Below are 25,272 nucleotides of genomic sequence, written 5' to 3' on the forward strand. Positions count from 1 at the left end.
CCGAACATACGGCCCCTGCCCTTCACAGACGGCCGGCCATGCTGAAGGACCGGTCGCCCTCGGCAAAGCCCTGCTCGCCGGCCCAATCCCTCGTCAGCGCCCGCAATCCCGCCAAGGCCACGTCGAGCACGTCCGACGACGCCGGATTGCTGGGATAGGCAAGATAGATCGGCCGCTGGAACACGGGCGTGTTCGCGACGCGTTTCATTTCGCCGCGCTCGATATGGCCGCTGACGGCGCTGAGCGGCAGATAGGCGGCGGCTTGCTGCGACAGCACGTGCTGCAACCCGATGAAGACCAGGCCGGCCGAAATGGCCGGCTTGACCATGCCGGCAAACGCCCGATCATGCTCGATGCGGAATTCGAGCCCCCAGTCCATCAGTATGTAGTTCTCGGTCCACGGCTTCGTCTGCGCGGCATGCTGGACAAGCACCACCTGATCGACGGCCAGCGTTTCGTAAACGATGCCGGGATGCGGCCGCGGCAGATAGAGGATGCAGATGTCGAGCAGGCCTTCGGCCAGTTGGTCGATCGCCAGATCGGGAAAACTGCCCTCGAGCCGCAACGCCACGTTCGGCCGCTCGGCGCGCATCCATTCGACCCATGGCGAGGTGATGGGCTCCCACAGATAGGCGGGCGCGGTCAGCCGCAGCAGTGTTTCGTAGCCATCGGGAACGGCGATGTCCTGCCTCGATTGCTCCCAGGTGCGGGTGATTGCGGACGCATGCGGCAGGAACTGGCGGCCGGCCGGCGTCAGCGTGATGCCATCGCGGTCGCGGACGAAAAGCCGTCGCCCCAACTGCTCCTCCAGCACCCTTATCCGCGCACTGACGGTGGACTGGGCAAGGTTCAGCCGATTGGCCGCGACGGTGAAGCTGCCATGCTCGGCAATCTCCAAGAAACTGCGCAGGTTTTCGGTGTCCATACCTTCGCTCCCACATCGAAAATTCCGATAGACCCTATCAAAAAATATCGCTTTCCGGTCGCGGTCAACGATGAACTAGATGGCCTGCCCCAAGACAAGCGAGGATTGCAGCCATGCCGAAGCATTTCGAGAGGATCGACATCGCCCGCCGGAATCTGACTGCAATCGAAAATTCCGCTGTCGACGAATTGCTGGCCGGCCGGCTCGACCGGCGCGATTTCCTGCGCCATGGCAGCGTTCTCGGCCTGTCGCTGCCGTTCCTGGGCAGCCTTGTCGCCGCTGCCGGCCTCGGCACGCAAAAGGCTCGCGCCGAAGGCAAGCCGGGCGGCACGGTGCGCGCCGGCGTGGCGACGCCAGGCGGCGCCATCGATCCCGTAACCTATTACGACAGCGGCAGCTACCAGCTGGTTTTCCAGACCGCCGAATTCCTCTGCATCACACAGCCGGACCTCACGCTGAAGCCGGTGCTGGCAGAGAGCTGGTCACCGAACGAAGACGGCAGCGTCTGGACGTTCAAGCTGCGCAAGGGCGTGAAATTCCACAATGGCGAGGATTTCAAGGCCGACGACGTCGTCGCGACCTTCGACCGGCTGGCCGACCCGGACGGGGCCTCGAACGCGCTTTCGGTGTTCAAGGGCCTGCTGTCGAAGGGCGGCACCCGCAAGGTCGACGACCACACCGTCGCCTTCCATCTCGACGTGCCGAACGGCAGCTTTCCCTATTCGGTGTCGATCGACAACTACAATGCCGTCATCCTGCCGGCGAGCTACATGGGCGATTACGAGAAGACCTTTGAAGGCACCGGCCCGTTCCGGCTGGAGACCTACACGCCGAAAGTCGGCGCGACCTTCATCCGCAACCCCGATTATTGGGGCGAGAAGGCGCTGCCCGACCGGCTCGAGTTCAAATTCTACGGCGATGTCCAGCCGCGCATCCTGGCGCTGCAGGCCGGCGAAGTGGACATTCTCGACGCCGTTCCGCTCGATGTCAGCCAGGTGGTGCTGAACAGCCCCGACATCACCGTGCTGCGCGTCGCCTCGACCGCGCACCGCCAGCTTCACATGCGCTGCGACATGGCGCCTTTCACCGACAAGCGCGTGCGCCAGGCGCTGGCGCTGTGCATCGACCGTTCCAAGCTGGTGGATGGGCTGTGCCGCGGGATGGCGGCGACCGGCAATGACAGCCCGTTTGCGCCGGCCTTTCCCGCAACCGATAAGTCGGTGCCGCAGCGCTCCCAGGACATCGCCAAGGCCAAGCAGCTTATGGAAGCCGCGGGCCTCGGCAGCGGCTTCGACATCACGCTGACGACGCTGCGCTATTCCGATATTCCCGGCTACGCGCAGTTGTTCCAGAACTTCGCCAAGGAGATCGGCGCGCGCGTCTCGCTCAACATCGAGGACCAGGACAAATATTACGGCAAGGCGGTGTTCGGTCAATCGGACTGGCTGGACAGCCCGCTCGGCATCACCGACTACGCCCATCGCAGCGTGCCGAACGTGTTCCTGAAAAGCCCTCTGGTCAGCGACGGTCCGTGGAACGCGGCGCATTTCAAGAGTCCGGCCTATGACGGCATGGTCACTTCCTATCTCAAGGCGCTCGACATCGACGCGCAGCGGGCGGCGGCGTCCGACATCCAGAAGCTGCTGCTTGACGAGACGCCTGTCATCTTCAGCTATTTCCCCGACCTCCTGGTGCCGGTGCGCAAGAATGTCAGCGGGCTACCGCCGATCGCCGCCGGCCTGCTGCTCGACCGGGTGTCGCTGGGATAGAGGCTGAATGGACAATTTCCGCTTTCGGGCGGCGAGGCTATCCGCCAGCGGGGCTGCGAAGGGCGATGGGGGGCCATCGTTCGAGCCGCCCGACTCAGGAGAAGCCCGCCGCCCGGAAACCCACTCCGATACGACGACTCAATCCCAGGTTCATCTCGCTTTGCGCCAACACTCGATGACAAAAGAAAAGAAACGGGAGACTACCATTCGCAAGCCTCATTTGCGCGGCCGCGGGCCGCATTTTCCCTTGCTCGACACAATCGTGCAGTATGAGTTCGAGCCCGGCTACGTCGCCTTCACCATGCCGACGCAGAAGCGGCTGCGCGTGCAGGTGGGATCGATGATCGTCGCCGACACGACCAGGGCGCTGGTGTTCTACGAATCCGATCACCTGCCGGTCTACTACTTCCCGATGAGTGACGTGCGCGAGGAATTCCTGCTGCCGAGCAGGACGGTGACGGAGGACCCATTCAAGGGCATCGCCACGCACTACTCGCTCAACACCGGCATCACCTTGGTCGAGGATGCCGCCTGGCGCTATCTCGACCCCGTCAAGGGTTGTCCGCCGATCGAGGACTATATGTCCTTCTACTGGCCCAAGATGACGCACTGGTATGAGGAGGACGAGGAGATCTTCGTCCACGCCCGCGACCCGTTCCGACGGGTCGACTGCCTGCCGTCCACACGGCGGGTGCAGGTGATCCTGGACGGCGAGCAGGTCGCCGATTCACGGCGCGGCGTGTTCCTGTTCGAGACCGGCCATCCGGTACGCCATTATCTGCCGATCTCCGACACGCGGCTCGATATGTTCGCGCCCAGCCGCTACATCTCGCGCTGCCCCTACAAGGGCATCTCCAACTACTATCACGTGACGACGGGCAAGAAGCGCCACGAGAACCTCGTCTGGTACTATCCCGAGCCGGTGCATGAGGCGGAGCGCATCAAGGGTTTGGTCTGCTTCCATCACGAACTGGTCGACAAGATCCTGGTCGACGGCGTCGAGATCCCGAAAGAAGCCACGGCCGCCTCCGACGGCTATTTCTAGCCGTGTCGCCATGCCCGCGCTGAAGGCTTGATCGGAACGCGGGACAGCGCATACCCTCCCCGAAGCAGGGAGGGCTATCGATGGATCTTTTCAAGCTGGACGGCGATGTCGCGCTGGTTACCGGTGCCGGCAGCGGCATCGGCCAGGCAATCGCGATCGGATTGGCGCAGGCCGGCGCCGACGTCGCCTGTTTCGGCCATGCATCGAAGGGCGGGCTGGAGGAGACCGCACAGCGTATCGCAGCGCTTGGCCGCAAGGCGCTGGTGCTGACGGGCACGGTGACGTCCGAGAGCGATCTCGCGGCTGCGACAGATCGCGTCGAGAGCGAACTCGGCGCCCTGACGATTGCCGTCAACAATGCCGGGATCGCCGGATCGGAGCCGGCCGAGACGATGGCCCTGGAGACGTGGCGGAAGGTGCACGAGGTCAATGTCGCCGGCGTGTTCCTGTCCTGCCAGGCCGAAGCGCGCAAGATGCTGGCGCGGCGCAAGGGCTCGATCGTCAACATCGCCTCGATGTCGGGCACCATCGTCAATCGCGGGTTGACGCAGGCGCATTACAATTCCTCGAAAGCCGCCGTCATCCACATGTCGAAGAGCCTCGCCATGGAGTGGGCCGACCGCGGCCTGCGCGTCAATGTGGTCAGCCCCGGCTACACGCTGACGCCGATGAACAAGCGCCCGGAGGTGGCGGAAGAGATCAAGATCTTCAAGCGCGACACGCCGATGGGCCGCATGGCGGCGCCCGAGGAAATGGTTGGGCCGACCGTGTTCCTGGCCAGCCGCGCGTCGAGCTTCGTCACCGGCCTCGACCTGATCGTCGATGGCGGCTATGTCTGCTGGTAAGGTGGCTCGGCCGGTGGGTGGGGTGCGACCTCGCCTGCGGTCCGAATATTTATCCAGCAAGCCTTAGTCGTTGCGCGCGATGAACGTTGGTATATATAATTTCATCCCATGAAACCGTCCCGGCGATGGGGCTTGCCGGGCCGATAGCCGAGGTCAGGGGACCCTGATGGCCCGCATTTTGCAGGGCGCCATAAGGCTGGCAATCGACCCGCAGGCGATCGCTGTCGCAGCGATCCGTCGGCAGCTATGACGCCGACCCTCTCAGCACCGTTTCCGCAAATCAAAAACTCTGCACAATCCCGCCTGCGCCGGTTTTGGCCGCGCGATGGCGGAAACGGCCTTGCGCAAGGGCAGGTCTTTCCAACACAATCAAGAAAAAACCCAACAAGGGCAGAAAGACGCAAGAAGGGAACGAACGATAACCGTCACAGCTTGAAGGAGAACAAGCATGTCATTTCGGAGCAGAGTTTCTAAACTGTCCATGGGCGCCGCCGCGCTCGCGGCACTAAGCCTGCCAACGCTTTCCGTCCACGCCGCAGCCCCTGAATCCAACGATCCCATCAAGATCGCGCTGTTCGACTGGACCAGCGTCAATCTCAACGCCAAGATTCTCGGCGGCATTCTCGAAAAACTCGGCTACACCGTCGAATATCCGACCGCCGATTACCTCTCCAGCCTGACCACCGGTCTCACCAATGGCGACCTCGATGTCGGCCTGGAATTCTGGGACACGACCGCCGGCGAGGCGATGAAGGCTTCCGATGCCACCGGCCAGACCGAGCGCCTCGGCAAACTCGGCCCCAAGGCCAAGGAAGAGTGGTGGTTCCCCGAATATATGAAGGAGAAATGCCCCGGCCTGCCCAATTGGGAAGCGCTGAAGGATGCGAAATGCGCCGAGGCCTTTTCGACGGCCGAGACGGCACCCAAGGGCCGTTATCTCGGCGGCCCCGTGACCTGGGAGGGTTTTGACGACGAGCGTGTCGAGGCACTCAAATTGCCGTTCACCGTCATCCACGCCGGCACCGACGCGGCGATGTTCGCGGAGCTGGATTCGGCCTATCAGCGCAAGGCGCCGATCATGCTGTGGATCTATTCGCCGCATTGGGCGCCGGCCAAATACAAGGGCGAATGGGTCGAATTCCCCGAATACACGCCCGAATGCTACAGCGATCCGAAATGGGGCACAAATCCCGATGCCAAGTATGATTGCGGCAAGCCGCATGGCGAGATCTGGAAATATGCCTGGAACGGCATGAAGGACAAATGGCCTGTCGCCTACAAGGTGGCCAAGGCCTACACGATCGACACCGACGAGCTCAACAAGATGAGCGGTGAGATCGACCTCGGCAGCAAGACGCCGGAGGACGTCGCCGCCGCCTGGATCGCCGCCCACGAAGCCGACTGGAAAGCCTGGGCACAGTGATCGCTCCGACTAGAGAATGAGACCCGGCCGTCGATCGGCCGGGCCTCAATCGTCGATATTCCAGAAGAACGCTTGAATGCCTGACAAGACTGAACAAGGACCGAACGCTGCGGGCGCGCCAAAGGATGCTCGCCCGATAAAGCTGGCTTGCCGCAATGTCTGGAAACTGTTCGGTTCGAACGCGGCCAGTTTCATCCGCGAGCGCGACGGCAGGGCCAGCATGTCGGATATCGCCGCTGCCGGACTGGTCGGGGCCGTACGCGGCGTCGATCTCGAAATCCGGCAGGGCGAGGTCTTCACGATCATGGGGCTTTCGGGGTCGGGCAAGTCGACCCTGGTGCGCTGCATGTCGCGGCTGGTCGAGCCGACGCACGGCAAGGTCGAGTTCGAGGGCAAGGACCTGCTCAAGATCTCCGATGCCGCGCTCATCGAACTCAGGCGCCACCGCATGGGCATGGTGTTCCAGAATTTCGCGCTGCTGCCGCATCTCAACGTGCTGGACAACATCGCCTTTCCGCTCAGCATCCAGGGGCAGGACCGTGCGACGCGCGAAGCACGCGCCCGCGACGTGATCGAGCTCGTCGGCCTGCGCGGGCGCGAGCATTTCTATCCGCGCGAGCTGTCCGGCGGCCAGCAGCAGCGTGTCGGCATCGCCCGCAGTCTAGCGACCAAGCCGGAGATCTGGTTCCTCGACGAGCCGTTCTCGGCGCTCGATCCGCTGATCCGCCGCGAGATGCAGGACGAGCTGATGCGGTTGCAGACCATGCTGCACAAGACCATCGTCTTCATCACTCATGATTTCGACGAGGCGATCCGCCTGGCCGACCGCATCGCCATCATGAAGGATGGCGAAGTCATCCAGATCGGCACGCCGGAGGAACTGGTGGTCGATCCGGCGACCGACTATGTCGCCGAGTTCACCCGCGACGTCGACCGCGCCAAGGTGATCTCGGCGAAGAGCCTGATGCGCGCCTGCGACGGCGCCGAGCATGGCGACACGGTGGCGCCGGAGGCCAAGATTGCCAGCTTCTCGGCCAGCATCGTCGCGGCCGGCAGACCGTTCGCGGTGGTCAACGGCAGCGGCAAGCCGATCGGCGAGGTGACGCCGCAAGCGGTGATCGACCTGCTCGCCGGCATCGAGCGGTCAGGAGCCGGTGCATGACAGTAACGGCAAGCGCCAGCGGGACGAGGCCGCGACCGGCGCAGACATGGCTGCTGGTCTGGGCCGCCGCGCTTGCGGTGGTGCTAATAGTGTTCCTACTCCAGGACAGTCTCCCCTGGGCCGTCAATTATCCGGCCGAGGCGATCGTGCCGGTCGCGGACTGGGTCAGCGCGCTGATGCGCTGGATCAAATCGAACCTGTCATGGCTGACGCGCTCGATCACGGCGGTGCTCGGCGTGCCGCTCGATTTCGCGCTCAACCTTCTGGCCAAGAATTTCAAGATCGGCCACGGCGCCGACGCCTATGTGCTGCCGCGCCTGTCCTGGATCGGCGTCTGCGCGGCGGCCTTTGTCGCCGGGCATGCCGCCGGCGGTCGCAGGCTCGGCATACTGGTGGGCGGCTGCTTCCTCTACGTCGCGCTGTTCGGCCAATGGACCAGTGCCATGCTGACCTTGGCGCTGATTTCCATCGCCGTGCCATTCTGCATCGCCACGGGATTGTTCGTCGGCATCTGGGCCTGGCGCAAGCCCTGGGCGGAAAGGCTGATCGTCTCCCCTGCCCTCGATCTGATGCAGACCATCCCGACCTTCGCGTATCTCATCCCGATGCTGCTCCTGTTCGGCAACAGCCCGGTTTCGGCGATGATCGCCACTGCCATCTTCGCCACGCCGCCGATGGTGCGGGCAACGATGCTCGGCCTGTCGCGGGTGCCGTCCGAGATCAACGATTTCAGCGAGATGGCCGGCTGCACGGCGCGGCAAAAACTGTGGCGCGTGCTGTTGCCGTCGGCGCGGCCGACGCTGATGGTCGGGGTCAACCAGGTGATCATGCTGGCGCTGAACATGGTGATCATCGCCTCGATGATCGGCGCCGGCGGGCTGGGCTATGACGTGTTGCTGGCGCTGCGTGCGCTGAAGGTCGGCGAAGCCATGGAAGCAGGGCTGGCCATCGTGGCGCTGGCCATCGCGCTCGACCGGCTGAGCCAGGCCATCGCCGCCAACCATGCAAAAGGTCACGTCCACCGGCAAGTCCTGCCCGCCTTCTGGCGGCGCTATCCCAACCTGACGCTGGCCGTCGCCATCCTGATCGTCACCACGCTTCTTGGCCTCTTCGTGCCTGCCTTCGCGGCGGTGCCGAAGGCGATCACCTTCACCACCGCGCCATTGTGGAAAGCGGCGGTGAATTGGGTGACGATCAATTTCTTCGACACGATCGAGGCGTTCCGCGTGGCGCTGATCCTCAACGTGCTGAACCCGGTGCGCGCCTTCTGCGAGGGCTTTCCGTGGCTAGGCGCGGTATTTTTACTCGGCCTTGCCGGCTATCAGCTTTCCGGCTTGCGCCTTGCCGCTCTGGTGGCAGCGCTGACCGCCTTCTGCGCCGTCACCGGGCTGTGGGAGAAGACCATGGCGACGGTCTATCTCTGCGGCATCTCGGCTTTCATCGCTTGCCTGATCGGTATTCCCATCGGCCTGATGGCCGCGCGCAGCGACCGCTTCGAGAAGACGGTCACGCCCGTCATCGATACGCTGCAGGTGCTGCCCTCCTTCTGCTTCATCATTCCGGTGGTGATGCTGTTCCGCGTCGGCGACGTCACCGCGATGATCGCAACGATAGCCTTCGCCGTGGTGCCGGCGATCCGCTACACCAATCACGGTATCAGGCAAGTGCCTCCGGCACTGATCGAGGCGGCCAAGGTTTCGGGCTGCACGCCGCGCCAGACTTTCTTTCGCGTGCAATTGCCGCTGGCGCTGCCCGAGATCATGCTGGGCGTCAACCAGACCATCCTGATGGCGTTGGCGATGATCATTATCTGCGCCATGGTCGGCACCCGTGATCTCGGCCAGGAGGTGTTCATCGCGCTGTCAAAGGCCGATTCCGGCCGCGGCATCGTGGCGGGCCTCGCCATCGCCTTCATCGGCATCGTCGCCGACCGGCTGTTCAATGCCTGGACGGCCAAGGCACGGGCGAGGCTGGGTTAAAGCTCAAGCCGCGAAACCATCAAGGGAGGAAGACATGACCAGCAGGATTGCCCGCTGCACCTGTGGCCAATTGCAGATCCGTTGTCCGCAACAGCCGGCCAAAATATCGCTTTGCCACTGCCTGGACTGCCAGCGGCGCACCGGCAGTCCGTTCGGGATAGCGGCTTTCTTCGATGCCGAGGCGATCGACATCGACGGCTCATCCCAGACATTCCGGCGCAATTCCGACAGCGGCTTTCCCGTCACTTTCCACTTCTGCGGAAACTGTGGCTCGACGGTGTTCTGGTATCCGTCGCGCAAACCGGAGGCGGTCGCTGTGGCGGTCGGCTGTTTCGGCGATCCGTCCTTCCCGGCGCCGACACAAGCCGTCTATGGCGAAAGCCGCCACGACTGGGTCGTGTCGCCGGCCTGATGGCAAGCTACTCCGCAGCGACGCCCTTCACTTCCAGATAGCTCTCCATCGAATCGTCCAGCGCCTGCAGCCACGGCGTATGGTGCAGCGGCGCCATGGTGCCGGTCATCAGCGAACGGTAGGAATGGTCGCGGAAGCTCATAATGTCTTCCACCTTGTGATGCTCCCATTCCATGAAAGTCTGGTTGACCGCCTCGACGTCGAAGCCGGGATAGTCGGTCTGGTCCATCAGTTCCTTGGTGTAGTCGCCCTGGAACCAGATCATCTGCTCGGCGTCTTCCAGCGTCTCCTCGCGCGCCCGCCATCTGGCGCCGTGCTCGGCCATCGCCTGCGCGGACGGCAGCTTGATGCGGCCCATGATGACGTCGCGCGCATACCAGGCCTGCGCATCGAACATGTTGAAGGTGTAGAACTGGTCCTGCATGCCGATGTAGAAAAGCTTCGGGTTCTTCTCCCAAACGACGCCTTCATAGAGGTCCAGCGGCCACATGCGGTTGGCGGTCTTGAGCTTCAGGTCGTCGGTGAGGAAGGGGAAAGAATGGAGATAGCCGGTGCACAGGATGATGGCGTCGACATCCTTGGTCGAGCCGTCCTTGAAATGCGCGGTCTTGCCGACGACCTTCTGCAGCAGCGGCACCTCTTTCCAGTTCTCAGGCCATTTGAAACCCATCGGCTTGGAGCGATAACTGGAGGTGATCGACTTCGCGCCGTATTTGTAGCATTGCGAGCCGATGTCCTCGGCCGAATAGGAGCGGCCGATGATCAGGATGTCCTTGCCCTTGAATTCCATCGCGTCGCGGAAATCGTGGCTGTGCAGGATGCGGCCGTTGAAGGTCGAGAACCCCTCGAAATAGGGAACGTTTGGCACCGAGAAATGCCCGGACGCAACGACGACATTGTCGAACTCTTCCGAATAGGTGACGTCGTTGGTGCGGTCATGCGCGGTGACGGTGAATTTCTTCGTCTGGTCCGAGAAGGTCACCATTCGCACCGGACTGTTGAAGCGCACCCATTTGCGCACGCCTGACTTTTCGACGCGGCCCTTGATGTAGTCCCACAGCACGGCGCGCGGGGGATAGGAGCCGATCGGCCGGCCGAAATGTTCCTCGAACGTGTAGTCGGCGAATTCCAGGCATTCCTTCGGCCCGTTCGACCACAGGTAGCGGTACATCGAGCCGTGCACCGGATCGCCATGTTCGTCGAGGCCGGTGCGCCATGTATAATTCCACAGGCCGCCCCAGTCGGACTGCTTTTCGAAGCAGACGATCTCGGGAATGTCTGCCCCTTTGTCGGCCGCCGACTTGAAGGCCCTGAGCTGTGCCAGGCCGGACGGTCCGGCCCCGATGACGGCAACGCGAGTGTTCATTTCCGGGCCTCCATTTTTTGATTTCCCCAGCGAAACAAATTTCACTGCCAGTGACAGTAATTGGCCCTTCGGCACTGTCAACAGCCATCTGCGGGAACGGCGTTTGCACAAAGCGAATTCCTGGCGAAGAACCCGCATTGGCCGAAATCGCAGGATTGGCGCATGCGACATAAGACGGCTTGCCGACGCGGCTGCGCTCATGTATCGCCACCGAACATGTTCACCTTGAGTGAAATAAATCCGCGAAGTCCGGGGGGCGACATGGCGAAAAACGCTTCAAATCCAAAGGCCGGTGCTGGAGCCGGCGGCGCAAAGGCAAAGCCGCTGCCAAAGGTCTCGGTGGACGGGAAGACCATCCGGGCGCCGCTGACCCAGAACCCGCACGCCATCCGCGACACGCGTGAAAAGGTGCTGGAAGTCGCGATCGGCCGCGAGGTGCGCGCGTTCCGCAAGAAGCTCGGCATCACCGTCGCCGATCTGGCGGTCGCCACCGACATTTCGCTGGGCATGCTGTCGAAGATCGAGAATGGCATCACCTCGCCGTCGCTGACCACCTTGCAGGCGCTGTCGCGGGCGCTGGGTGTTCCCGTCACCGCCTTCTTCCGCCGCTTCGAGGAGGAGCGCAGCGCCGTTTTCGTCAAGGCCGGCGAAGGCCTGGACGTCGAGCGCCGCGGCACGCGCGCCGGCCACCAGTACAATCTGCTTGGCCATATCGGCTCCAACACCAGCGGCGTCGTCGTCGAGCCCTACCTGATCACGCTGACCGAGGATTCGGACGTGTTCCCGACCTTCCAGCACGAGGGCATGGAGTTCCTCTACATGCTCGAGGGCGAGGTCGTTTACCGGCACGGCAGCAATCTCTATCCGATGAAGCCCGGCGACAGCCTGTTCTTCGACGCCGACGCCCCGCACGGGCCGGAACAGCTGACGAAACTGCCGATGCGCTATTTGTCGATCATCTGCTATCCGCAGAGCGCGGGGTGAGGCACTGTTTGCGCCGTCGTAGCGGCTGCTAATCTCCCCCCTTGTGGGGGAGATGTCCGGCAGGACAGAGGGGGCGTTGTCCCGCCGAATTATCAATCAATCGTAGCTGCGCCCTTGGTATCATTGGTGGTTTTTCGCCGTGGATGGGCAAGGCCGGCGCTCTACGGCGCCCCCCTCTGCCCTGCCGGGCATCTCCCCCTCTTGGGGGGAGATCGGCAGCTTGAGGGGCAGCGCCAGTACCGGCAATTCAGTCCGGCCCGAACCCGGGGCTCGTCGCACTCCCGTCATCCAGCTTCGACAGCCATTCGACCAGTGTCGGCCGGTAGCGGGTGAGCCCCTTGTAGGTGGCAAGCTCCTCGGGCAGGTCGCGGATGACGCGGTGCAGGCGGCGCGCCCATTTCGGTTGCGTCACCAGCTCGTCCATCTTGATCAGGTAGCAGCGGATCGGGAAGACGATGGCGTTGGAGCGCGGCAGGCGCCAGAAGCTCTGCAACTCTACGCGCAGATGCACCTTGTCGCCGACATTCTCCGGTGTGACCGTCGCCCGGTCCGGACCCCATTTGTGGTAATTCTCCGGGCTGGTGTCGAGGCGCGGATTGACGGTCATGGTCCAGTTCAAGCGACGCGCCGGCTTGCCCTGCTGGATGTTGGTGAGAAACTTCAGCGCCCTGACGAAAATCCCTTTCTCATGCGCCAGCGGCACCGGCGCGTGCCACTCGAAGAAGTTCATGCCGATGTCGAAGTCGAGCGACCAGTCGGCCTGGGTGGTGACCATGCCGGCATCCATCCAAAGATTGCCGTCGCGCTGGTCGAGGATGCAGAAATCGCCCTGGCTCTGGCGGGTGATGTATTCCATCGGTCCGTAAGGCAGCGTCGAGGTGTCGCCGAATGTGAAGGTGTCGTCGATGCCGAGCGGCCGGTTGATCCAGCGCCAGCGATCGCCGTCGCGGGTCAGCGTGAAATGCTCGGGATAGCCCAGCGCCTGCTGCTCCATCAGAAGTTCGAGCAGGTCCCAGCCGGCGAGCGTCATGTGCGGCAGCGACTGGCAACGCAGCGGGTCCTCGGCCAGCACCAGAGCGCGGTCCTGCATCTCGGCGACATAGTGCTCGTCGACGTCGATCAGGTTTTCCAGCACGCTGCCCTTCGGACCGACGACATGCGGCTCGATGTTGACGGCGTACATGTAGCTGTCTTCGTGGAACGGAAACGGGAAGCGCCTGATGTGCTCAGGGCTGTTCCTGAAGGTGAAGTCGTCGCGGAACGTTTCCTTGCGAAAGGTGATGCCCAAGCTCGCCTCCTATCTTTCCAAGACCAGCGATTTGCCTTCGAAGCGCGACACGCACGGCATGATCTTGCAGCCGGAACGGTGGTCTTCCTCGCTCAGCCAGTGATCGTTGTGGATGAACTTGCCGTCGGAGGAGACGACATTGGTTTCGCACTGGCCGCAGACGCCGCCGCGGCAGAGATAGGGCGGATCGACGCCGGCAGCCTCGATCGCCTCGAGCAGGCTCTGCTGCTCGCCGACGCGGATGGTCTTGCCGCTGACGGCCAGCGTCACATCGAAGGGCAGCCCCGGCTGGGGTGCCGCAAAATGCTCGAAATGCACGGTCTCCGGTGGCCAGCCAAGCGCGGCGGCGCGCTCGCGCACCCAGCCGATCATGCCAGCCGGACCGCAGACATAGAGATGCGTGCCGAGCGGCTGCGACGACAGCAGCCGGTCGAGATCGACGCGCTCCCCACGGTCGTCGTGATAGAGTCGGACCCGGCGGCCGTAGCGCTGTTGCAGCACATCGGCATAGGTGCCGAGCGACGCCGTGCGGCAGGTGTAGTGCAGTTCGAAATTGCCGCCCTCGCCCGCCAACTGCGCGGTCTGGGCCATGAAGGGCGTGATGCCGATGCCGCCGGCCAGCATCAAATGTTTCTTCGCCCTGAGATCGAGCGAGAACAAATTGACGGGATAGGAGATCACCATCTCCAGCCCGGGCCTGACGCTCCGGTGCATAAACAGCGAGCCGCCCCGGCCGACATCGTCGCGGCGTATCGAGATCGTGTATTCGCGCGTGTCGAGCGGCGAGCCCATCAGCGAATAGGGATTGAGCCTTGTGCGGTCGCCGTCGCGCATCTCGACCACGACATGGGCGCCGCCTGAAAAGGTCGGCAACAGCTCGCCGTCACGGCGGCGGAAATGAAAGCGGGTGACCAGCTCGTTGACGGGGACGACATCGCTGACGATGACGTCGAGCTTGGTGGTGCCGGTGCTCATCGGAAGACCTCCTCGATCGGAGGAATTTCGCTGCGGTCCTCGGCATTGATGCAGACGCCCTGGAACGCCGCCAGCCGCCGCGAATAGTGGTCGCGCACCAGAAGCAGCAGGCCGCAATGCGAGCAGGTGGCGGGTTGCGTCGTTACATTCTCGGTGATGCCCTTGCAATGCACGCACTGCACGCGGCGCGCCAGCGAGCCGCGATGCTCGGTCTGGATCGCGGTGTGGTCGATGCCGGCCTCGAGCGCCACCTGCATGGCTTGGCCGATCAGCCCTTCGGTACCGGCGAGATAGAGGCGCAGGCCCATATGCGCGTTATCGAGCGTCTGTTTCAGCCGCGGCAGCAGGCTGGCGAAGGACGGCGCCTGGTGGAAGCGCGCCGGTTTCAGCGCTTCGAGAGCGGCGACATGCCTGTCGTCCGGCCCGGGAATGAAGACGATCTCGGCACCGTCGAAGAACCCGTCCGGGGCCGTCTTGGCCATGTCCGCTATCGCGAGCGCCCCCTCGGCATCGGCGATGAAAAGATGGTGCTTGCCGGGTTGCGGAGACAAGGTTCCGTAGACGGGCCGGCTGATGATCGACTTGGCTGCCATTCTCTGCTTCGTGCCTCGAACCCTCGCCTTCGACTATGTCTCAGCCTTTCGCCGTGCGCTTGGTCTTCTTTGGGTCATCGAACGGCAATGGCTGCGCCGTCGCCTTGATCGATCCGCTCCTGTTGCGGATCTCGAGCCTTGTGTCCTTGACGGCGCAGTCGACGTCGAGCCGGGCGATGCCCATCGATTTCTCGACCAGCGGCGAATACATGGCGCAGGTGACGACGCCGACTTTCTTCCCATCGCGATAGACCGGGGCGCCCTCGTCGGCCGGCTCCTTGCCGTCGAGCAACACGCCATAGATCTTGAAGCGCTCCTTGCCCTTGAGACGGTAGTGCTCCTCGGCGCCGCGAAAGCCGGTCTTGCCCGGGCTGACGGTGAAGTCGAGGCCGAGTTCCCACAGCGTGTCGCCGGGGCCTTCATTCTCGAACGGATATTTCTGCGAATTGTCGTAGGGATAGAACAGGAGATAGCTCTCGACGCGCAGCATGTCGAGCGTGGTGAAGCGGCACGGGATGATGCCGGCGCTCTTGCCCTCGTCGAGGATCCTGTCCCAGATCGTGCCGGCATCCTGGCCGCGGCAGAAGATCTCGTAGCCGCGCTCGCCGGTATAGCCGGTGCGCGAGATCATCACCGGAAAACCGAAGAGCTGCGTCTGCATGTGGTGGAAATAATTGAGATCGCGGATGCCCGGCACGTGCCTGGCAAGATAGTCGACCGCCGCCGGCCCCTGCAGCGAGAGGTCATGCAGATTGTCGTCGAAGCGCAGCGACACGTCCCTGCCCATCGCCGCCCGCTGCAACTCTTCATGGCCGGTTCCCGAGCCATGCACCACCATCCAGCTATTCGGCCCGGTGCGGTAAAGGATGCAGTCGTCGGTGAATTTTCCCGCCTCGTTGAGCATGCAGGCATAGGCCGATTTGCCGGGATAGATCTTTTCGACGTCGCGCGTGGTGGCGAGATCGATGAGGTGCGAGGCGTGCGGGCCTGTGATATGGACCTTCTTCAGGCCCGAGACATCCATCAGCCCGGCCTTGGTTCGGATAGCGATGTATTCCTCGTCGGCATCCTTATCGTAGGTCCAGGCGGTGCCCATGCCGCTCCAGTCTTCGAGTTTCGAACCCAGCGCGCGATGGCGATCCGCCAGGGTTGAAAATCTCCAGGATGCCGTCATCCGATCCTCCGTTCGATATTTTGATTATGTTCCCTGCTCCTGTGCGCGCGGGCTGGAGCTTTGAGCGAATATTGATCGCAAACGCGGGAGGCCTGCAATCCCCTGAAAGCAAATAATTTCATTGTCAGGCAAAATTCGTCATCCGAACAAGGCGGTTAACTCTGCGTAAATTCGTCTTGACAATTTTAGAATTCGGTCTGAATTTATGAAAAAAATTTCACTCTCTTGAAAGAGAACGGCGGGCGGTGGATTCGGAACCGGACGTCGAAAAAGGGGAAAACCGATGTCAGACCTGCAGCAGCGCATCGAGGCGCTGTACCGTTCCGACTTGCGCGGATCCGCGCTCCTGATCATCTGCCTGTGGGCGACGATCCTCTTCGTCCTCTTCATGACATGGCCGCATATCCCGCATGACGGCATCAAGGCCGTCGTCGCGATTGCCGCCGCCGCGGTGCTGATCTTCAACACGGCGGCGATCCTGGCCATGGTCAACCACTACAAGGAGGACAAGGAGTTCATCTACGGGCTCGACATCAAGAACTACGACCGCAACCGCAAATCCTGAGGGGGAGAGAAGCATGTCCCGCTACACGCCGCCGCAACAGAGCAAGGCCGGGCAGGTCTTCGATATCGCCGTCGTCGTGGTCGCCATCTTCGTGGCGCTGTGGCTGCCGCTGAAACTGGGATTGGCGGGAGCTGCCAAGTCCATCGATGCGCTCGACGCCAAGACCTGGGAGGCGCTCGGCCAGAACCCCACCATGGCGTCGATCTGGGAAAGGCTCGGCTATACGCCCGAGACCGCGCACGACATCATCCAGAACCGTTTCCACTACATCATCGACTGGCCGACGCTTGTTGTCATGGCAGCCGTGCTGATCGGTTATTTCGTGTTCCTGTTCCGGGCATCGGACCGTGAATATCGCGACGTCATCAACGAGAAGTTCGACGAGAAATAAGCCGGGGACAAGACCATGTGGATAGCGCTCTCTTACGCATGCTGGGGCATCTCGATCGTGCTTGCGCTGTGGATGCTCTACGATTGGTTCAAGGTCGATACGACCTACTCCGAGGATGTGCTGACGTCCTCGCGCGAAGGCGAACTTGAAGCCGCTTCCGAAAAACACCGGATCTGAGTGGGGATTGATCGATGACGGTCGTGGTTGAAACTGCGGGTTCGGCAACAAATGGCGACAGGGTCTCGCTGCTCCGGGTGCTTGGTCCGGCCCATGTCTGGGCGTTGGGTGTGGGCATCGTCCTGGTCGGCGAGTTCACCGGCTGGAATTTCGCCGCCGACAAGGGCGGCGCGCTTGCCGCGCTGATCGTCTGCTGGGTTGTCGGGCTGCTCTATACCTCGGTCGCCATGATCGATTCCGAAGTGACGTCGACGGTTGCCGCCGCGGGCGGCCAATATGCGCAGGCCAAGCACATCGTCGGGCCGCTGATGGCCTTCAACGTCGCGCTGTTCCTGGTCTTTGCCTACACCATGCTTGAAGTGTCGGACGCCATCCTGCTCGGCGACACGATCGTCGCCAAGGCGGGCGTCGAGGGCCTCACCCACAACTCCTTCATCGCCGCCACCATCGTCGTCCTTGCATGGCTCAACTATCGCGGCGTGCTGATGACGCTCAACGTCAACTTCGTCATCACCGCGATCGCCTATATCTCTATCCTCATCCTGTTCTTCTCGGTCAGCCCGTGGACGCAAGGCGCGGTGCTGAAGCTCAACGAGTTGGTCACCCCGGACAATGCGCTGCCCTATGGCTGGATCGGCGTCATCGCAGCTTTCCAGTTCGGCATCTGGTACTATCTCGGCATCGAGGGCACCACGCAGGCGGCCGAGGAAGTGCGCTCGCCCGCGCGCTCGCTGCCTTATGGCACGATGGCCGGCATGATCACGCTTCTGATCGCCGCCGCCATGACCTGGTATGTCTGCGCCTCGCTGATGCCCTGGGAATATCTCGGCATCACCTATTATCCGCTGTGGGACGCCGGCAAGCTGACCGGCAACCCGCTGCTGGAAAACCTGCTTTTCATCGCCACGCTGCTTGCCGCACTGGCGTCCGCCAATGGCTGCATCAACGACGCGGCGCGCGCCTGGTTCTCGCTAGGCCGCGATCGCTACCTGCCGAGCTGGTTCTCGGCGGTGCACCCGAGATACCGCACACCCTACCGCTCGATCCTGTTCCTGCTGCCGATCGCGCTCGCCTTCGCCTTCATCGCCGACCTCAACCAGGCGATTACCTTCTCGATCCTGTCTGGCGTGCTGCAATATACGTTCATGAGCATCAACATCATGATGTTCCGGAAGAAGTGGCCGCTGGGCTCCATCCGCCGCGGCTACACGCATCCCTTCCACCCGCTGCCGGCGATCGTCTTGTTCTGCCTGTGCTTGGTGACCTTCTTCGCCATCTTCCTCGGCTTCGGCTCGCAGCTCATCGCCATGGTCGCGTTCTATTTCCTGATCTCACTGTGGTTCCATTTCTACCGCTACAAATTCGTGCGGCGCGGCGACCAGTTCACCATGCCGTGGCCGAAACCGCAGGGCTATTGATGGGAGTAGGCCCTCCCAAATTGGGCGGGCCTTGCATGACGAAATGTCTGAGGTGACGTCAGCACTGCTTGCCGGGGCGGCTGTCCTGGCTCTCGTCCTGCACTTTGCCTGGCTGGCACGCCGCAGCCGCAACAGGGCTGCCGTGGCGCGCGCCGCCGACCAGGCCAGCATCCGCGCCGTCATTGCCGACGCAGAAGATGTCTCGGACGGCACTGCCGGCGTCATTACGTGGGAAGGCTCGTGGAACGGCCAGCGCGTGCAGTTGCGCACCATCGTCGACACGCTTGCGACGAGAAAGCTGCCGACGCGCTGGCTCAGCGTATCGATAACGGAGAAAACAGCCGTGCCCGGCACCTTCGACATGATGATGCGGCCGGGCTCGCCGACGACATTCTCCAATTTCGACCATCTCGACCACACGCTGCCGAAGGCGCCCGGCTTTCCCGCCGAGGCGGTGCTTCGAACGGACCGCAGAGGCGTGCGCTTTCCGCAAGGCATCATCGCCGACCATCTGGAGCCCTTTTCAGAAGGACGCGCCAAGGAGCTTCTGATCACGCCAAAAGGCGTGCGCATCGTCTGGCTGCTGGCCGAAGCCGAGCGGGCCCGCTACGGTGTCTTTCGGCAAGCCGCTTTCGGTGACGCGCAAATCGACCCGGTGCTAATCTCGCGGCTGCTCGTATCCCTTTCGGGACTGCGCGACGCCATCAACAGGAACGAACGGAAAGCGGCATGATCGGCGCCCCCTCTCCCGGACCTACCAGCCCATATATCGTCCTGGGCGCGGCAACCCTGCTGCCGGGCAGCGGACACGTCATGCTCGGCGTTCCGACGCGCGGCCTGCAGTTCCTTTTCTTCATGGTCATCCTGGCCTGGGTGACGGCGAAAATCGCGCCGCCCGACGCCAGTTTTATCGGCCGCCACGCCGGCGGCTTCCTGATCTATGCGCTGTCGATCCTCGACGCCTACAAAATGGCACGTATCCGGACCGCCAAATGGACCCATTCCATGCGCCGGCAAGGCAATGCGCCGCCCGATGGGACAAAACCCAACGCGTAATCAGAGGAATATTTTTTTCATACCAATTGAATTCCCCGAACTCATTCGATACATCATTTTTAGCGACAAAGGGTCTGGAGGCTGGCATGTGCGGAATCGTTGGACTTTTCCTGAAGGACAAGGCGCTGGAGCCGCAGCTCGGTGCGATGTTGTCGCAAATGCTGATATCGCTCAGCGATCGCGGCCCCGACAGCGCCGGCATCGCAATCTATGGCGCGCCGTCCGGCAACGAGGCCAAGATCACCATCCAGTCGCCGAAACCGGAGCGTGATTTCCGTGGACTGGACGCCGAACTCACCAAGGCGCTCGGCGCGCCGGTGAGCGTCACGGTAAAATCGACGCATGCCGTCATCAGGACCACGCCCGAAAAGGTCGATGCGGCGCGTGAGACCATCCAGTCGCTCAGGCCCGACATCCGCATCATGGGCGCCGGCGAAGCCGTGGAAATATACAAGGAAGTCGGCTTGCCCGAGGCTGTGGTCGAGCGCTTCGACATCGGTAGGATGACCGGAACGCATGGCATCGGGCACACCCGCATGGCGACTGAATCGGCGGTGACGACGATGGGCGCGCATCCGTTCTCGACCGGCGCCGACCAGTGCCTGGTGCACAATGGCTCGCTGTCCAACCACAACAACGTTCGCCGCGAACTGGTCCGCGAAGGCATGACATTCGAGACCGAGAACGACACCGAGGTAGCGGCCGCCTATCTCTCCTCCCAGATGGCGCATGGCAAGAACCTCGGCGAAGCGCTGGAAGGCACCCTCTCCGATCTCGACGGTTTCTTCACCTTCGTCGTCGGAACCAAGAACGGCTTCGGCGTGGTGCGCGACCCGATCGCCTGCAAGCCTGCCGTCATGGCCGAAACGGACCAGTATGTCGCCTTCGGCTCGGAATATCGCGCGCTGACCAAGCTGCCCGGCATAGACAATGCGAGGGTCTGGGAACCCGAACCCGCAACCGTCTATTTCTGGGAGCATTGAGTTCATGCCGGCAACAAAACTTTCAACCGCGGCGGCGAGCGACCATGCCTCCCGGGTGTTCGACCTGGACCAGATGTCGCTGCGCGAGCTCAACCAGGCACTGCACAATCTGACGCCAGGCTCGAACGAGACCGCCTGGGAAGTGTTGAACCCGAAGGGCAGCCATTCGGTCGCCGTCGGCGTCGACCAGCCGGTCAGCATCGATGTGCGCGGCAGCGTCGGCTATTACTGTGGCGGCATGAATTCCGGCAGTGCCATCACCGTGCATGGTTCGGCGGGACCCGGCGTCGGCGAAAACATGATGTCGGGCTCGATAACGGTCAAAGGCGACGCCAGCCAATATGCCGGCGCCACCGGCAAGGGCGGGCTGCTGGTCATCGAGGGCAATGCGTCCTCGCGCTGCGGCATTTCGATGAAAGGCATCGACATCGTCGTGCACGGCAATATCGGCCATATGTCGGCCTTCATGGCGCAGTCCGGCAATCTGGTGGTGCTGGGCGATGCCGGCGACGCGCTCGGCGATTCCATCTACGAGGCACGGCTGTTCGTGCGCGGGAAGGTCGACAGCCTGGGCGCCGACTGCATCGCCAAGGAAATGCGGCCCGAACACCTCGAACTCCTGCAAGGCCTGCTCGATCGCGCCGGCGTCACCGGCGTCAAGCCGTCTGAATTCAAGCGCTACGGCTCGGCGCGCACGCTCTACAATTTCAATATCGACAACGCCGACGCGTATTGAGGCAGCATGACCTATCGCAACCCGCCGACGACGCCGCGCAAATCCGCGACTTTCGACGATTACACGCTTTCCGAGATCCGCCGCGCCGCGGCCACCGGCATCTATGACATCCGGGGCGCTGGCGCCAAGCGCAAGCTGCCGCATTTCGATGACCTTCTGTTCCTTGGCGCTTCGATATCGCGCTACCCGCTCGAAGGCTATCGCGAGCGCTGCGACACATCAGTCGTGTTGGGCTCGCGCCATGCCAAGAAGCCGATCGAGCTGAAGATCCCGATCACTGTCGCCGGCATGAGCTTCGGCTCGCTGTCGGGCCCGGCCAAGGAAGCGCTTGGGCGCGGCGCGACGCTGTCGGGCACCTCGACCACGACCGGCGACGGCGGCATGACCGAGGAAGAGCGCGGCCATTCCAAGCAGCTCGTCTATCAATATCTGCCGTCGCGCTACGGCATGAACCTGCGCGACCTGCGCCGCGCCGATGCCATCGAGGTCGTCGTCGGCCAGGGCGCCAAGCCCGGCGGCGGCGGCATGTTGCTCGGCCAGAAGATCTCCGACCGCGTCGCCGAGATGCGCACGCTGCCCAAAGGCATCGACCAGCGCTCGGCCTCACGCCATCCCGACTGGACCGGACCGGACGATCTTGAGATCAAGATCCTGGAGCTGCGCGAAATCACCGACTGGGAAAAGCCGATCTACGTCAAGGTCGGCGGCGCCCGCCCCTATTATGATACCGCGCTTGCGGTGAAGGCCGGCGCCGACGTCGTCGTCGTCGATGGCATGCAGGGCGGCACCGCAGCGACGCAGGAAGTGTTCATCGAGAATGTCGGCCAGCCGACGCTCGCCTGCATCAGGCCGGCGGTGCAGGCGCTGCAGGATCTCGGCATGCATCGCAAGGTGCAGCTGATCGTCTCGGGCGGCATCCGCAACGGCGCCGATGTCGCCAAGGCGCTGGCGCTCGGCGTCGACGCGGTCTCGATCGGCACGGCCGCCCTTGTCGCGCTCGGCGACAACGATCCCCGCTGGGAGGCGGAATACAACGAGCTCGGCACCACATCAGGCGCCTATGACGACTGGCACGAAGGCCGCGACCCCGCCGGCATCACCACGCAGGATCCCGAACTGATGAAGCGGGTCGATCCCGTCGCAGCCGGCAGGCGGCTTGCCAACTATCTCAAGGTGATGACGCTGGAGGCGCAGACCATTGCGCGTGCCTGCGGGAAGAACAGCCTGCACAATCTCGAACCCGAGGATCTCGTCGCGCTCACGATCGAGGCCGCCGCGATGGCCGGCGTGCCGCTGGCCGGCACCAACTGGATACCGGGGAAGAACGGCTTCTGATCAACAAAGGGCCGAAGGCCATATGCTCTAGGGCCAACAATCGACAAAAAATGGGGAACTTCCGTGACAGTTGATCTTGCAGAGTTCGCAAGGGCGAAAAACGTCAAATACTTCATGATTTCCTACACCGACCTGTTCAGCGGGCAACGCGCCAAGCTGGTGCCGGCGCAGGCGATATCAGATATGCAGAAGGACGGCGCCGGCTTCGCCGGTTTCGCCACCTGGCTCGATCTGACACCGGCGCATCCTGACATGCTGGCGGTGCCGGATCCGAATTCGGTCATCCAGTTGCCCTGGAAGCCTGAGGTCGCCTGGGTCGCCGCCAACTGCATCATGGACGACAAGGAGGTCGACCAGGCGCCGCGCAACACTCTGAAGCGACTGGTCACGGAAGCCGCCAGCGACGGCATGCATGTCAAGACCGGCGTCGAGGCCGAGTTTTTCCTGATCTCACCGGACGGCAAGACGATCTCCGACGAATACGACACCGCGTCGAAACCCTGCTACGACCAGCAAGCGGTGATGCGCCGCTACGATGTCATCGCCGAGATCTGCGACCACATGCTGGCGCTCGGCTGGGGCGCCTACCAGAACGACCACGAAGACGCCAACGGCCAGTTCGAGATGAACTGGGCCTTCGACGATGCGCTGGCGACCGCCGACAAGCATTCTTTCTTCAAGTTCATGGTCAAGTCGATCGCGGAAAAGCACGGCCTGCGCGCCACCTTCATGCCCAAGCCCTTCCAGGGACTGACCGGCAATGGCTGCCATGCGCATATCTCGGTGTGGGACAAATCCGGCAAGACCAATGTCTTTGCCGACAATTCGATGGAGCTCGGCCTTTCGACCAAGGGCAAAAACTTCCTCGGCGGCATCATGAAGCATGCCTCTGCTCTCGCCGCCATCACCAACCCGACGGTCAATTCCTACAAGCGCATCAACGCACCGCGCACCATTTCGGGCGCCACCTGGGCGCCGAACACGGTGACCTGGACCGGCAACAACCGCACCCACATGGTGCGCGTGCCAGGCCCCGGCCGTTTCGAGCTGCGCCTGCCGGACGGCGCGGCCAACCCTTATCTGCTGCAAGCCGTCATCATTGCCGCCGGCCTCGACGGCATCCGCTCCAAGGCCGATCCAGGCAGGCGCTACGACATCGATATGTACCAGCACGGTCATACGGTGGAGGGCGCACCGAAATTGCCGCTCAACCTGCTGGACGCATTGCGCGAATTCGACAACGACAAATCGCTGAAGACGGCGCTGGGTGAGGAATTCTCGTCGGCTTATCTAAAGCTGAAGCATCAGGAATGGAATTCCTATGCTTCGCACTTCACGCAATGGGAGCGCGACCACACGCTGGACATCTGACCTCCAGCGCGACGCGAGCGGCCTCGGAATGATTTTATGAAATACTCGATCTTCTCGCTCGCCCGCGCCGCCTTTTCCGGCCACAAGAACTGGCAACGCACCTGGCGCGATGCCAGCCCGAAGGACCGCTACGACGTGGTGATCATCGGCGGCGGCGGCCATGGCCTGGCCACCGCCTGGTTCCTTGCCAGCGAGTACGGCATCAGGAATGTGGCCGTGCTGGAAAAGGGCTGGATCGGCTCCGGCAATGCCGGCCGCAACACCACCATCATCCGTTCCAATTACGGCCTGCCAGGCAACACCGGCTTCTACGAACTGTCGATGAAGCTGTGGGAGCGGATGGAGCAGGACCTCAACTACAACACGATGGTCAGCCAGCGCGGCGTCATCAATCTCTACCATTCCGATGCGCAGCGCGATGCCTATGCGCGGCGCGGCAACACGATGCGCATCAACGGCATCGACGCCGAACTGCTCGATCTCGCCGCGGTCAAGAAGATGATGCCGTTCCTGAACTACGACAATGCGCGCTTTCCGGTGCAAGGCGGGCTCTTGCAGCGGCGCGGCGGCACGGCGCGGCATGACGCCGTGGTCTGGGGCTATGCCCATGCAGCGAGCGCGCTCGGCGTCGACATTATCCAGAATTGCGAAGTGACGGGCTTCATGCGCGATGCCAACGGCAAGGTGACCGGCGTCGAGACCTCGCGCGGCAGGATCGGCGCCGGCAAGGTCGGCATGGCCGTCGCCGGCAGTTCCTCGCGCGTCGCAGCGATGGCGGGCCTGCGCCTGCCGATCGAAAGCCATGTGCTGCAGGCCTTCGTCTCCGAGGCGATCAAGCCGCTCATCCCCAATGTGATGACGTTCGGCGCCGGCCATTTCTACGTCAGCCAGTCGGACAAGGGTGGCCTGGTCTTCGGCGGCGACATAGACGGCTACAATTCCTACGCCCAGCGCGGCAACCTGCCTGTGATGGAAGACGTCTGCGAAGGCGGCATGGCGCTGATGCCGATGATCGGCCGCGTGCGCCTGCTGCGCCAGTGGGGCGGCATCATGGACATGTCGATGGACGGCTCGCCGATCATCGACAAGACGCCGGTCGACGGGCTCTATCTCAATGCCGGCTGGTGCTATGGCGGCTTCAAGGCAACGCCGGGTTCAGGCCTTGTCTTTGCCCATCTGCTGGCCCGCGATGAATCGCACAAGGAGGCCGCCCGCTTCCGGCTCGACCGGTTCCGGTCCGGTGCGATGATAGACGAGAAGGGCCAGGGCGCCCAACCAAACCTGCACTGAAGGGCCCTGT

Annotated in this window: 25 protein-coding genes; 19 read left to right on the forward strand and 6 right to left on the reverse strand. The window is 62.9% G+C overall.

The genetic code is table 11. From position 1 onward, the window contains the following. Positions 1 to 22 precede the first annotated feature (22 nt). Positions 23 to 925 (reverse strand): LysR family transcriptional regulator, encoded by a 903-nt coding sequence (locus LB566_RS04465; protein ID WP_224623407.1) that lies wholly within the window; start codon positions 923 to 925, stop codon positions 23 to 25. 113 nt (positions 926 to 1,038) lie between these two features. Between LB566_RS04465 and LB566_RS04470 the strand changes: the two genes are divergently transcribed. From LB566_RS04470 to LB566_RS04500, 7 genes are all read left to right on the forward strand, one after another. Beyond that, positions 1,039 to 2,694 carry an ABC transporter substrate-binding protein gene (locus LB566_RS04470; RefSeq protein ID WP_224623409.1) on the forward strand — a complete coding sequence of 552 codons (1,656 nt, stop codon included), beginning with the start codon at positions 1,039 to 1,041 and terminating at the stop codon, positions 2,692 to 2,694. Positions 2,695 to 2,941: 247 nt separating this feature from the next. Next, on the forward strand, positions 2,942 to 3,739 hold the full coding sequence (locus LB566_RS04475; protein WP_224623411.1) for a DUF427 domain-containing protein: 798 nt from the start codon (positions 2,942 to 2,944) through the stop codon (positions 3,737 to 3,739). Positions 3,740 to 3,819: 80 nt separating this feature from the next. After that, positions 3,820 to 4,584, forward strand: a complete 765-nt coding sequence (locus LB566_RS04480) for an SDR family oxidoreductase (RefSeq protein WP_224623413.1) — start codon at positions 3,820 to 3,822, stop codon at positions 4,582 to 4,584. 448 nt (positions 4,585 to 5,032) lie between these two features. After that, positions 5,033 to 6,007: an ABC transporter substrate-binding protein gene (locus LB566_RS04485; RefSeq protein ID WP_224623415.1), complete on the forward strand. Its 975-nt coding sequence runs from the start codon at positions 5,033 to 5,035 to the stop codon at positions 6,005 to 6,007. Positions 6,008 to 6,083: 76 nt separating this feature from the next. After that, positions 6,084 to 7,169 (forward strand): glycine betaine/L-proline ABC transporter ATP-binding protein, encoded by a 1,086-nt coding sequence (locus LB566_RS04490; protein ID WP_224623417.1) that lies wholly within the window; start codon positions 6,084 to 6,086, stop codon positions 7,167 to 7,169. After that, positions 7,166 to 9,148, forward strand: coding sequence for an ABC transporter permease (locus tag LB566_RS04495; RefSeq protein WP_224623419.1), 1,983 nt, complete (start codon positions 7,166 to 7,168; stop codon positions 9,146 to 9,148). Before LB566_RS04490 ends, LB566_RS04495 begins: the two co-directional genes overlap by 4 nt. A 34-nt stretch (positions 9,149 to 9,182) precedes the next feature. Then, a complete protein-coding gene (locus tag LB566_RS04500; protein WP_224623421.1) occupies positions 9,183 to 9,560 on the forward strand; it encodes a GFA family protein in 378 nt (125 codons plus the stop codon). Positions 9,561 to 9,567: 7 nt separating this feature from the next. Here LB566_RS04500 and LB566_RS04505 read toward each other — a convergent pair whose 3' ends face one another. Continuing rightward, the gene (locus tag LB566_RS04505; protein ID WP_140551126.1) at positions 9,568 to 10,926 is read right to left on the reverse strand and encodes an NAD(P)-binding domain-containing protein; all 1,359 of its coding nucleotides are present in this window, start codon (positions 10,924 to 10,926) and stop codon (positions 9,568 to 9,570) included. 261 nt (positions 10,927 to 11,187) lie between these two features. Between LB566_RS04505 and LB566_RS04510 the strand changes: the two genes are divergently transcribed. After that, a complete protein-coding gene (locus LB566_RS04510) occupies positions 11,188 to 11,910 on the forward strand; it encodes a helix-turn-helix domain-containing protein (protein ID WP_140497887.1) in 723 nt (240 codons plus the stop codon). 247 nt (positions 11,911 to 12,157) lie between these two features. On the opposite strand, the gene LB566_RS04515 is transcribed toward LB566_RS04510, so the two are convergent. Genes LB566_RS04515 through LB566_RS04530 form a run of 4 tightly spaced genes read right to left on the reverse strand, consistent with a single transcriptional unit; the run spans position 12,158 to position 15,940 of the window. After that, a complete protein-coding gene (locus LB566_RS04515; protein WP_224623423.1) occupies positions 12,158 to 13,198 on the reverse strand; it encodes a heme-dependent oxidative N-demethylase family protein in 1,041 nt (346 codons plus the stop codon). A 9-nt stretch (positions 13,199 to 13,207) separates the two neighbouring features. Then, complete coding sequence (locus LB566_RS04520) at positions 13,208 to 14,173, reverse strand: PDR/VanB family oxidoreductase (protein WP_224623425.1); 966 nt, start codon at positions 14,171 to 14,173, stop codon at positions 13,208 to 13,210. Next, positions 14,170 to 14,766 carry a dimethylamine monooxygenase subunit DmmA family protein gene (locus tag LB566_RS04525; RefSeq protein WP_224623427.1) on the reverse strand — a complete coding sequence of 199 codons (597 nt, stop codon included), beginning with the start codon at positions 14,764 to 14,766 and terminating at the stop codon, positions 14,170 to 14,172. The genes LB566_RS04520 and LB566_RS04525 overlap by 4 nt, the downstream gene beginning before the upstream one ends. Before the next feature lie 40 nt (positions 14,767 to 14,806). Further along, complete coding sequence (locus LB566_RS04530) at positions 14,807 to 15,940, reverse strand: aminomethyltransferase family protein (RefSeq protein WP_140497877.1); 1,134 nt, start codon at positions 15,938 to 15,940, stop codon at positions 14,807 to 14,809. Positions 15,941 to 16,223: 283 nt separating this feature from the next. On the opposite strand from LB566_RS04530, the gene LB566_RS04535 reads away from it, so the two are divergent. The 11 genes from LB566_RS04535 (at position 16,224) to LB566_RS04585 (ending at position 25,262) form a co-directional block, all read left to right on the forward strand. Beyond that, entirely contained in the window at positions 16,224 to 16,505 is a 282-nt protein-coding gene (locus tag LB566_RS04535; RefSeq protein ID WP_140497875.1) for a hypothetical protein, read from the forward strand. 13 nt (positions 16,506 to 16,518) lie between these two features. Further along, the gene (locus tag LB566_RS04540) at positions 16,519 to 16,896 is read left to right on the forward strand and encodes a hypothetical protein (protein ID WP_140497873.1); all 378 of its coding nucleotides are present in this window, start codon (positions 16,519 to 16,521) and stop codon (positions 16,894 to 16,896) included. A gap of 15 nt (positions 16,897 to 16,911) precedes the next feature. Then, positions 16,912 to 17,073, forward strand: coding sequence for a hypothetical protein (locus LB566_RS04545; protein ID WP_140551131.1), 162 nt, complete (start codon positions 16,912 to 16,914; stop codon positions 17,071 to 17,073). Positions 17,074 to 17,087: 14 nt separating this feature from the next. Then, entirely contained in the window at positions 17,088 to 18,491 is a 1,404-nt protein-coding gene (locus LB566_RS04550; RefSeq protein WP_224623430.1) for an APC family permease, read from the forward strand. A gap of 43 nt (positions 18,492 to 18,534) precedes the next feature. Next, positions 18,535 to 19,224, forward strand: coding sequence for a hypothetical protein (locus LB566_RS04555; protein WP_224623432.1), 690 nt, complete (start codon positions 18,535 to 18,537; stop codon positions 19,222 to 19,224). Beyond that, a complete protein-coding gene (locus LB566_RS04560) occupies positions 19,221 to 19,547 on the forward strand; it encodes a hypothetical protein (protein WP_224623433.1) in 327 nt (108 codons plus the stop codon). The genes LB566_RS04555 and LB566_RS04560 overlap by 4 nt, the downstream gene beginning before the upstream one ends. 86 nt (positions 19,548 to 19,633) lie before the next feature. Then, entirely contained in the window at positions 19,634 to 20,530 is an 897-nt protein-coding gene (locus LB566_RS04565; RefSeq protein ID WP_224623435.1) for a class II glutamine amidotransferase, read from the forward strand. 4 nt (positions 20,531 to 20,534) lie between these two features. Beyond that, positions 20,535 to 21,266 carry a GXGXG domain-containing protein gene (locus LB566_RS04570; protein WP_140551135.1) on the forward strand — a complete coding sequence of 244 codons (732 nt, stop codon included), beginning with the start codon at positions 20,535 to 20,537 and terminating at the stop codon, positions 21,264 to 21,266. 6 nt (positions 21,267 to 21,272) lie between these two features. Beyond that, positions 21,273 to 22,601: an FMN-binding glutamate synthase family protein gene (locus LB566_RS04575; RefSeq protein WP_140514697.1), complete on the forward strand. Its 1,329-nt coding sequence runs from the start codon at positions 21,273 to 21,275 to the stop codon at positions 22,599 to 22,601. 63 nt (positions 22,602 to 22,664) lie between these two features. Then, positions 22,665 to 23,972, forward strand: a complete 1,308-nt coding sequence (gene glnT / locus LB566_RS04580) for a type III glutamate--ammonia ligase (RefSeq protein ID WP_224623437.1) — start codon at positions 22,665 to 22,667, stop codon at positions 23,970 to 23,972. 36 nt (positions 23,973 to 24,008) lie between these two features. Then, positions 24,009 to 25,262 carry a sarcosine oxidase subunit beta family protein gene (locus LB566_RS04585; RefSeq protein ID WP_224623438.1) on the forward strand — a complete coding sequence of 418 codons (1,254 nt, stop codon included), beginning with the start codon at positions 24,009 to 24,011 and terminating at the stop codon, positions 25,260 to 25,262. The last annotated feature ends 10 nt before the right edge of the window (positions 25,263 to 25,272 follow it).

This window comes from Mesorhizobium sp. CA13 (genome assembly GCF_020165235.1).
Taxonomy (GTDB): Bacteria; Pseudomonadota; Alphaproteobacteria; order Rhizobiales; family Rhizobiaceae; genus Mesorhizobium.